Source organism: Caballeronia ptereochthonis (assembly GCF_001545075.1).
Lineage (GTDB): Bacteria > Pseudomonadota > Gammaproteobacteria > Burkholderiales > Burkholderiaceae > Caballeronia > Caballeronia ptereochthonis.
Window position 1 is genome coordinate 1 of sequence record NZ_FCOB02000069.1, and the last position, 9,202, is coordinate 9,202.

A 9,202-nucleotide genomic window follows, 5' to 3' on the forward strand; every position below is an offset into this window, starting at 1 on the left:
CTCAATCCGACCAAGGCGATCGGCAAGATCAAGGAATTGATGGTGCGCCGCGCTGTCTGAGATGGGCGATGTGATGGTCAATACCCAAGACGATACCCCGCATCAGTCCGACCCTCTTCGCCGGGCGCGCCTTCGCTGGCGCGCCCGGCGCGGCTTGCTGGAAAACGATCTGATCTTCGATCGTTTCTTCAGCCGATATGAGCATGACCTCAGTGACGCCGACGTGGCCGCATTGACCCGCCTGCTGGAGCTGAGCGACAACGAACTGATGGACCTGCTGCTGGCGCGTACGGAACCGGAAGGCGACCTGGCGACGCCGGATGTGATCCGCTTGCTGGAAATGCTGCGCTCCGTGTGATTTCAGCAGGAATGCGCGGAGTTCTGCAAAATAGGCCAATGGTTGCGATATGCACCGGATCGGCCGCACTACAGGCCGGCACCGAGACCAACGGCCGACAGTACAGTTTTGCCGCGCAGCTTCCGTCGTGCAAATTATCGAAAACCTGTATCCATACTTCGATTGAGGATGTGCTATGACCCCGTCAGATGTTAAAGCCACGCTATCGTTCAGCGACAACTCGCCGAGCGTCGAAATGCCGATCTACAAGGGCACGATGGGCCCGGACGTGATCGACATCCGCAAGTTGTACGGGCAGACCGGCAAGTTCACGTATGACCCGGGCTTCATGTCGACGGCGGCGTGCAATTCCGCGATCACCTACATCGACGGCGACAAGGGCGAGCTGCTGTATCGCGGCTACCCGATCGAGCAACTCGCGGTGAACGCGGACTTCCTCGAGACGTGCTATCTGCTCCTGAAGGGCGAGCTGCCGAACGAAGCGCAGAACAAGGAATTCGTGGATACGGTCACGCGTCACACGATGGTGCACGAACAGATGCACTTCTTCTTCCGCGGCTTCCGTCGCGACGCGCATCCGATGGCCGTGCTGACGGCTGCGGTTGGCGCGCTGTCGGCGTTCTATCACGACTCGCTGAACATCAACGACCCGCGTCACCGTGAAGTTTCGGCGATTCGCATGATCGCGAAGCTGCCGACGCTCGTCGCGATGGCGTACAAGTTCAGCATCGGCCAGCCGTTCGTTTATCCGAAGAACGAACTCTCGTACAGCGCGAATTTCATGCACATGATGTTCTCGAACCCGTGCGAAGAGTACAAGGTCAACGACGTGCTCGTGCGCGCGCTCGACCGCATCCTGATCCTGCATGCGGACCACGAGCAGAACGCGTCGACGTCGACGGTGCGTCTGGCGGGTTCGTCGGGTGCGAATCCGTTCGCGTGTATCGCGGCCGGTATCGCATGTCTGTGGGGCCCGGCGCACGGCGGCGCGAACGAAGCCGCGCTGAACATGCTGGAAGAAATCGGCTCGGTCGACAACATCCCCGAGTTCATCAAGCAGGTGAAGGACAAGAACTCGGGCGTGAAGCTGATGGGCTTCGGTCACCGCGTGTACAAGAACTACGATCCGCGCGCCAAGCTGATGCGCGAAACGTGCCACGAAGTGCTGAACGAACTCGGCCTGCACGACGATCCGCTCTTCAAGCTCGCGATGGAGCTCGAAAAGATCGCACTGGAGGACGAATACTTCGTGTCGCGCAAGCTGTACCCGAACGTCGACTTCTATTCGGGCATCGTGCAGCGCGCGCTGGGCATCCCGACGTCGATGTTCACTTGCATCTTCGCGATGGCGCGCACGGTGGGCTGGATCGCGCAGTGGAACGAGATGATTGCGGATCCGGAGCAGAAGATCGGCCGTCCGCGTCAGTTGTTCATCGGCCAGACGCCGCGGGAAGTGAAGCCGCTGGCGAAGCGCTGAGCCGAGCGATCAGCTCAGGCGGTAAAAAAACCCCGGCGAGCGATCGTCGGGGTTTTTTGCTTTTAAGGTCCGGGCAAGCGCTGCAAGAGCGGGCTCGCCATCGAAATCAATCCGCAAACACTTCCTGCAGCGCATGCAGCGTGTCCAGAAGCGTGTTCTCAGCGATTGTTCCTTCTTTCCTGACCAGCCGCACCTTGTCTACCGTGCGGATCTGATCCAGCAAGATCAGCCCTTGTTTCCGATTGAACGAAACAGGGATGCGAAAGGGCGCTGGCCGGCCCTTTGACGTCATCGGAGCGACGATGACGGTTCGCCGATGGTCGTGCAGCTCGGGCGGCGAAACCACGACGCACGGTCGCGTTTGGTGAATTTCGCTGCCCAACACCGGATCGAGTCCAACCAGCCACACTTCTCCGCGGGCTACCATTCGAGCCCCGCATCATCGGCATTGCCGAATTCACCCATCACGAGGCTGTCGTCTCCGTTCTCCGCGAGTGATTTGCTTGCTTCCGCCCAGCCTTGGTCGACGCCTACGAAGACATCGTGAAGCCGGTGTTCGAGCGTCTCGGCTACGAGCTCGAAGCGATTCACCACAGCACGGACCCGCGCCGCAGCATCGAGCAGGCCGACGCCATCGCGGTCGGCGGCGGCAATACGTTCGCGCTGCTCAAGCGCATGTACGACGCGGGCACCGTGGCCGCGATCCGGTCGAAGGTGCGCGGGGGCACGCGCTATATCCGCTGGAGCGCCGGAAGCAATGTCGCGTGCCCGACGATTCGCACGACCAACGACATGCCGATCGTGCAGCCGCCGACGCTGCGCGCCTTGGCGCTGGTGCCGTTCCAGATCAATGGCGAGCGCGGCGCGCTGCATTTCGTCGACAAGACGACCATCGCCACGATTGCGGAAAACGAAACCTTCGCACTCTCGCGCGTCACGGGACCCGCCGGACTCGAACATCGGCCGGACTTCCGCGAGTAAGTCCGGTCCGCAAGGAAGCAGGCAAATCAGGGAGACATAAATGAATGAAAGGGAAGTACATCGCGCTCGCGATGACGGCGAGCGCGATGGCCGGTGCGCACGCGCAATCGAACGTGACGCTCTATGGCGTCGTCGATGCGGCATTGAGCTATCAGACCCACAGCAATCCGGCCGGAGAATGGATGCGATCTCTCGATCGACGCGTCGAAGGGGAACAGCATCTGGTGAAGGTCATGCAGTCGACGACGGGGCGCGCGGCCTTCACCCTGCCGATCACCCAGCAGGACATCACGCCCTACGACAACGGCCCGTACCACTTCAACAGCATCATGCAGCCGCACGCCGCGACCGGCGCGCCGGTGGTGGGCGTCGCGCTCACCGCTGAGTCGGTGGTCGGCGGCAGCGATTCGAGCGCAAGCCACGAAGTCGACATTGCGGAGGCGGTCCGCTTCTGTCTGGAGGTCGCCAAGCGCTACACGGCTGCGTCGGCGGACAATCCCTGCGAATTCTATGATGCGGCGGAGTGGCGGCGAATCCGGCAGATGTATCCGGATCTCTCCGTCCCGCAAACCTACGGCAGCGCGTCGGAGCGCAAATCCCCGGCGGCTGACGAGCGTTCCGCCCTCGTTTGATGCCCGTATAACACGTCTCGCGAACCGGCCGGACCGCAGACGACCGCGCCCGGCCGCATGACCCGTATCCGGAGGAGATCCGAATCCTCCGGCTCCGCATCGGGCGCAAAATGAGCGCTCCATTCGCCTTCCATCCGGGTATCCCTTATCCGGGTACTGGCACCACCACCATAACTCACTGTTTTTACTAGGTTTTTTCCCTCAGCCTAGTACCCGCGGCGCGCCCGGAAGTGGCATAATCGACCAACAAGCTGTCGATGGAACCACACAGCACATTCCCCGCAGTCACCCACGAAAGCGCTCACCATGGCACAGACTCTCTACGACAAACTGTGGAACACGCATGTCATCCACACGGAAGAGGACGGCACTTCGATCCTCTATATCGACCGTCACCTGCTGCATGAAGTGACGAGCCCGCAAGCCTTCGAGGGCCTGAAGCTCGAAAAGCGCCCAGTGTGGCGCATCAGCGCGAATCTTGCGGTGTCCGACCACAACGTGCCGACGACCGACCGCTCGCACGGCATCGCCGATCCGGTCTCGAAGCTGCAGGTCGATACGCTCGACGAAAACTGCGATGCCTTCGGCATCACGCAGTTCAAGATGAACGACCTGCGCCAGGGCATCGTGCACATCATCGGGCCGGAGCAGGGCGCGACGCTGCCCGGCATGACGATCGTCTGCGGCGACTCGCACACGTCCACGCACGGCGCGTTCGGCGCGCTCGCGCACGGCATCGGCACGTCGGAAGTGGAGCACGTGCTCGCGACGCAAACGCTCCTGCAGAAGAAGAGCAAGAACATGCTCGTGAAGGTCGAAGGCCAGTTGCCGCGCGGCTGCACGGCAAAGGACATCGTGCTCGCGATCATCGGCAAGATCGGCACGGCCGGCGGCACCGGCTACGCGATCGAATTCGGCGGCTCGACCATCCGCGCGCTGTCGATGGAAGGCCGCATGACCGTCTGCAACATGGCGATCGAAGCGGGCGCGCGCGCCGGCATGGTCGCGGTCGACGATACGACCATCAGCTATCTGAAGGATCGTCCGTACTCGCCGCAGGGCGTCGAGTGGAATCAGGCGGTCGAGTACTGGCGCCAGTTCAAGTCGGACCCGGATGCGCATTTCGATCGCGTCGTCGAACTGAACGCCGCCGAGATCGTGCCGCAGGTGACGTGGGGCACGTCGCCGGAAATGGTGACGTCGATCGATGGCCGCGTGCCCGATCCCGAGAAGGAAAAGGACCCCGTCAAGCGCGACGCGATGGAGCGCGCGCTGATCTACATGGCGCTGCAGCCGAATACGCCGATCGAATCGATCAGGCCGGACAAGATCTTCATCGGCTCGTGCACGAATGCGCGCATCGAGGACTTGCGCGCCGCCGCGTATGTCGTGAAGTCGCTCGGCAAGCGCGTCGCATCGAATGTTCGTCTCGCCATGGTCGTGCCGGGCTCGGGCCTCGTGAAAGCGCAAGCCGAGCGCGAAGGCCTCGACAAGATCTTCACGAACGCCGGTTTCGAATGGCGCGAGCCGGGCTGCTCGATGTGCCTCGCGATGAACGCGGACCGCCTGGAACCGGGCGAGCGCTGTGCGTCGACGTCGAACCGCAACTTCGAGGGCCGTCAGGGCGCGGGCGGACGCACGCACCTCGTGAGTCCCGCGATGGCCGCCGCCGCCGCGATCGAAGGCCACTTCGTCGACGTGCGCAAGCTCGCGTGAGCAACCCGAACACTTGAAAGGCTGAAGCGTCATGGAAAAATTCATTGTGCATAGCGGCCTCGTCGCGCCGCTCGATCGCGAGAACGTGGACACGGACGCGATCATCCCGAAGCAGTTCCTGAAGTCGATCAAGCGCACGGGCTTCGGCCCGAACGCGTTCGACGAATGGCGTTATCTCGACGTCGGCCAGCCCGGCCAAGACAACAGCAAGCGTCCGCTCAATCCGGATTTCGTGCTGAATCAGCCGCGCTACCAGGGCGCGTCGATTCTGCTCACGCGCAAGAACTTCGGCTGCGGCAGCTCGCGCGAGCACGCCCCGTGGGCACTGGATCAGTACGGCTTCCGCGCGATCATCGCGCCGAGCTTCGCGGACATCTTCTACAACAACTGCTTCAAGAACGGCCTGCTGCCGGTCGTGCTGACGGAGCAGGAAGTCGACCGGCTCTTCAACGAGACTTATGCGTTCGTCGGTTTCAAGCTGACGATCGATCTCGAAGCGCAAGTCGTGCGCACCGGCGACGGCACCGAATACAAGTTCGACGTACCGGGCTTCCGCAAGTATTGTCTGCTGAACGGCTTCGACGATATCGGCCTCACGCTGCGTCATGCCGACAAGATCCGGCAGTACGAAGCCGAGCGCCTCGCAAAGCAGCCGTGGCTGAACAACCGGCTCGTCGGCTGAGCGTCAATCAAGCGAAACACGAACACAGAAGGAAGCGAGACATGAAAATTGCAGTGTTGCCCGGCGACGGGATCGGTCCGGAAATCACGGCTGAAGCGGTCAAGGTGCTGAACGCGCTGGGCGAGAAGTTCGAGCTGGAAGAAGCGCCCGTCGGCGGCGCGGGCTATGAGGCGAAGGGACATCCGCTGCCCGATTCGACGCTCGCGCTCGCGAAGGAAGCCGACGCGATCCTGTTCGGCGCCGTCGGCGACTGGAAGTACGACAAGCTCGAACGCGCGCTGCGTCCCGAGCAGGCGATTCTCGGCCTGCGCAAGCATCTGCAACTTTTCGCGAACTTCCGTCCGGCGATCTGCTATCCGCAACTGACGGGCGCGTCGTCGCTGAAGCCGGAGATCGTGTCGGGGCTCGACATCCTGATCGTCCGCGAACTCAACGGCGACATCTATTTCGGTCATCCGCGCGGCGTGCGCGAGGCGCCGGACGGCCCGTTCGAAGGCGCGAAGGAAGGCTTCGACACGATGCGCTACTCGGAGCCCGAAGTGCGCCGCATCGCGCACGTCGCGTTTCAGGCCGCGCAGAAGCGCCAGAAGAAGCTGACGAGCGTCGACAAGGCCAACGTGCTCGAAACGTCGCAACTGTGGCGCGACACGATGATCGAAGTCGCCAAGGAGTATCCGGACGTCGAGCTGTCGCACATGTACGTCGACAACGCGGCGATGCAGCTCGTCAAGGCGCCGAAGGCGTTCGATGTCGTCGTGACCGGCAACATGTTCGGCGACATCCTGTCGGACGAGGCCGCGATGCTGACCGGCTCCATCGGCATGCTGCCGTCGGCGTCGCTCGACAAGAACAACAAGGGCCTGTACGAGCCGTCGCACGGTTCCGCGCCGGACATCGCGGGCAAGGGCGTCGCCAATCCGCTCGCCACCATTCTCTCGGCGGCGATGATGCTGCGCTACTCGCTCGGCAAGTCCGAGCAGGCAGATCGCATCGAGCGCGCGGTGAAGAAGGTGCTCGAGCAGGGCTACCGCACCGGCGATATCGCGACGCAGGACGGCAAGATCGTCGGTACGAAGGAAATGGGCGACGCAGTGCTGAAGGCGCTGTAACAGCCCGGAGAGCGGTCGGCTGTTTGACGCAATAAAGCGGCCGATCGTCTCTTTTTCCAGATGTTCGCGCACGATACGCACGAATTTCACGCAAGCGCAGCATCGGGCTCACGAAAACGCGAAAGTTTCGTGTATATTCTTTGGTCATGGCGAAGAACTCTCAATTCTCTCTGCATTCCATCGGACGCGGCTCAAATGCCGTCGCGACGGAACTCGCCATCAGCACGCGCATCGACGCCATCAAAGGCATCGCTAAAACGCGCATTACGAAAATCTCCATCAAAGCGATCACGATTCGCTGATCGTCCCCCGTGTCCGAGCGTCTTCCCCGCGCGGCCACGCCGGGTAAAGATGCGGGGAAGCGTCCACTTCAAGGGTAGTGAGTCATGAACGTAGGTCTCGTTGGTTGGCGCGGCATGGTCGGCAGCGTCCTGATGCAGCGCATGCAGCAGGAAGGCGATTTCGATCTGATCGAACCGGTGTTCTTCAGCACCAGCAATGCGGGCGGCAACGCGCCGTCGTTCGCCAAGAACGAGACGAAGCTCAAAGACGCGACGAGCATCGACGACCTGAAGAAGTGCGACGCCATCATCACCTGCCAGGGCGGCGACTACACCAACGAGGTGTATCCGAAGCTGCGCGCGGCCGGCTGGAAGGGCTACTGGATCGATGCGGCCTCGGCGCTGCGCATGAAGGACGATGCGGTCATCATCCTCGATCCGGTGAATCTCGACGTCATCAAGGATTCGCTGGTCAAGGGCGGCCGCGACTTCGTCGGCGGCAACTGCACGGTCAGCCTGATGCTGATGGCGTTGGGCGGCCTGTTCCGCGAGAACCTCGTCGACTGGATGACGGCGATGACCTATCAGGCCGCCTCGGGCGCGGGCGCGCAGAACATGCGCGAGCTGCTCCAGCAGATGGGCGTGCTCTACGGCGCTGCGAAGGAAGATCTCGCCGATCCGGCCTCGGCCATTCTCGACATCGACCGCCGCGTGCTCGCCGCGATGAACGGCGAGCGCATGCCGGTCGACAACTTCGGCGTGCCGCTCGCGGGCTCGCTGATTCCGTGGATCGACAAGGATCTCGGCAACGGCATGTCGAAGGAAGAATGGAAGGGCGGCGCGGAAACCAACAAGATTCTCGGCAAGCCGGCAATGGGCCAGCCGGGCTCGATTCCCGTCGATGGCCTGTGCGTGCGCATCGGCGCGATGCGCTGCCACTCGCAGGCGCTCACCATCAAGCTGAAGAAGGACGTGCCGCTGGACGAGGTGAACGGCATCCTCGCGTCGGCGAACGACTGGGTGAAGGTGGTGCCGAACGAGCGCGAAGCGTCCATGCGCGATCTGTCGCCTGCGGTCGTCACGGGCACGCTGACGGTGCCGGTCGGCCGTCTGCGCAAGCTGGCGATGGGCGGCGAATATCTGTCGGCGTTCACGGTCGGCGATCAGCTGCTGTGGGGCGCGGCCGAGCCGCTGCGCCGCATGCTGCGCATTCTGCTCGACAAGTAAAGTAAACTACGCGCCTGGAAGCGCGTGCCAGGACCAGGAAGCGTCGCGTTTCTCGCGGCGCTTTTTGTTTTTCTGCGGCGTCGTTCGTTGCAAAACCGTGTTCGAGCGGACCGGCTGTCGCCGTTTCGTTTCCAATTCGCCGTACTCCGGAGCCTCAATGATCCAACGACCTCGCCGGTCTCCCCTTTCGTCATCGCGCGCGGCGTTCGCTGCGGCAGGCTTCTCCGTTTGCGCGGTGTTCTGGGCGAATCCCGGCGATGCGCTCGCACAGGCGAGCGGCGCGGCTGCCAGCGCGAGGCAGGAGTCGAACGGCGCGGCGCAATACGCGGTCAAGCCGGGACAATCGCTGAACGATATCGCCGGCCAGCTCACCGGATCGAAAGATCGCGAAGTCCGCGAACGCGCGGCGCGCGTCTTGTTCGACGCCAATCCGGGCGCGTTTTCGAATCACGACATCAACAGGCTGAAGCTCGGGTCGGTGCTGAGCGTACCCGCCGAGTTGAGCGGCGCGTCGTCGCCGGCGGCCGCGCCGGCGCCCGTCGCGCAGGAAAACGCCCCTGCCCAGGCGCAGCCGGCCAGTTCGGCCGCTGCCGCGCCGGCGTCCGAAAGCGCGACGGCGGCGTCATCGGCCGCGACAGCCGCTTCGGCCGTCGCGCCGGAAGCGAGCGCGCCTGCGGATGTCGCGTCGGCGCCGCAGCAGACTCCTGAAACCGGGTCCGCGCCGGCGACTACGGCGAGC

At 63.1% G+C, this 9,202-nt stretch carries 11 protein-coding genes and 1 pseudogene; 10 read left to right on the forward strand and 2 right to left on the reverse strand.

Annotated features, from left to right (window positions below):
• Window positions 1–61 precede the first annotated feature (61 nt).
• Together AWB83_RS35110 and gltA are read left to right on the forward strand one after the other, a co-directional pair.
• Window positions 62–358, forward strand: coding sequence for an FAD assembly factor SdhE (locus AWB83_RS35110; protein ID WP_087050198.1), 297 nt, complete (start codon window positions 62–64; stop codon window positions 356–358).
• A gap of 175 nt (window positions 359–533) precedes the next feature.
• Window positions 534–1,835 carry a citrate synthase gene (gene gltA, locus AWB83_RS35115; protein ID WP_087050199.1) on the forward strand — a complete coding sequence of 434 codons (1,302 nt, stop codon included), beginning with the start codon at window positions 534–536 and terminating at the stop codon, window positions 1,833–1,835.
• Between the two features lie 106 nt (window positions 1,836–1,941).
• Here gltA and AWB83_RS35120 read toward each other — a convergent pair whose 3' ends face one another.
• Together AWB83_RS35120 and AWB83_RS37500 are read right to left on the reverse strand one after the other, a co-directional pair.
• A complete protein-coding gene (locus tag AWB83_RS35120; RefSeq protein ID WP_087050200.1) occupies window positions 1,942–2,262 on the reverse strand; it encodes a type II toxin-antitoxin system PemK/MazF family toxin in 321 nt (106 codons plus the stop codon).
• Window positions 2,256–2,357, reverse strand: a pseudogene (locus AWB83_RS37500) (AbrB/MazE/SpoVT family DNA-binding domain-containing protein); the annotation flags it as partial. The gene AWB83_RS35120 and the pseudogene AWB83_RS37500, both read right to left, overlap by 7 nt.
• Between AWB83_RS37500 and pepE the strand changes: the two are divergent.
• The 8 genes from pepE to AWB83_RS35160 form a co-directional block, all read left to right on the forward strand.
• Window positions 2,355–2,816: a dipeptidase PepE gene (pepE, locus tag AWB83_RS35130; RefSeq protein WP_087050201.1), complete on the forward strand. Its 462-nt coding sequence runs from the start codon at window positions 2,355–2,357 to the stop codon at window positions 2,814–2,816. The pseudogene AWB83_RS37500 and the gene pepE overlap by 3 nt on opposite strands.
• 44 nt (window positions 2,817–2,860) lie before the next feature.
• Window positions 2,861–3,448, forward strand: a complete 588-nt coding sequence (locus AWB83_RS35135; protein ID WP_143750159.1) for a porin — start codon at window positions 2,861–2,863, stop codon at window positions 3,446–3,448.
• 306 nt (window positions 3,449–3,754) lie between these two features.
• Window positions 3,755–5,164 carry a 3-isopropylmalate dehydratase large subunit gene (gene leuC / locus AWB83_RS35140; protein ID WP_087050202.1) on the forward strand — a complete coding sequence of 470 codons (1,410 nt, stop codon included), beginning with the start codon at window positions 3,755–3,757 and terminating at the stop codon, window positions 5,162–5,164.
• A 31-nt stretch (window positions 5,165–5,195) separates the two neighbouring features.
• Complete coding sequence (gene leuD, locus AWB83_RS35145; RefSeq protein ID WP_087050203.1) at window positions 5,196–5,846, forward strand: 3-isopropylmalate dehydratase small subunit; 651 nt, start codon at window positions 5,196–5,198, stop codon at window positions 5,844–5,846.
• Window positions 5,847–5,887: 41 nt separating this feature from the next.
• Window positions 5,888–6,955, forward strand: coding sequence for a 3-isopropylmalate dehydrogenase (gene leuB, locus AWB83_RS35150; protein ID WP_087050204.1), 1,068 nt, complete (start codon window positions 5,888–5,890; stop codon window positions 6,953–6,955).
• A 146-nt stretch (window positions 6,956–7,101) separates the two neighbouring features.
• Window positions 7,102–7,257, forward strand: coding sequence for a hypothetical protein (locus AWB83_RS36620; RefSeq protein WP_159463103.1), 156 nt, complete (start codon window positions 7,102–7,104; stop codon window positions 7,255–7,257).
• A gap of 84 nt (window positions 7,258–7,341) precedes the next feature.
• Window positions 7,342–8,463, forward strand: coding sequence for an aspartate-semialdehyde dehydrogenase (asd, locus tag AWB83_RS35155; protein ID WP_087050205.1), 1,122 nt, complete (start codon window positions 7,342–7,344; stop codon window positions 8,461–8,463).
• A gap of 157 nt (window positions 8,464–8,620) precedes the next feature.
• A partial coding sequence (locus tag AWB83_RS35160) for a type IV pilus assembly protein FimV (RefSeq protein ID WP_374729155.1) occupies window positions 8,621–9,202 on the forward strand: 582 nt, incomplete at its 3' end.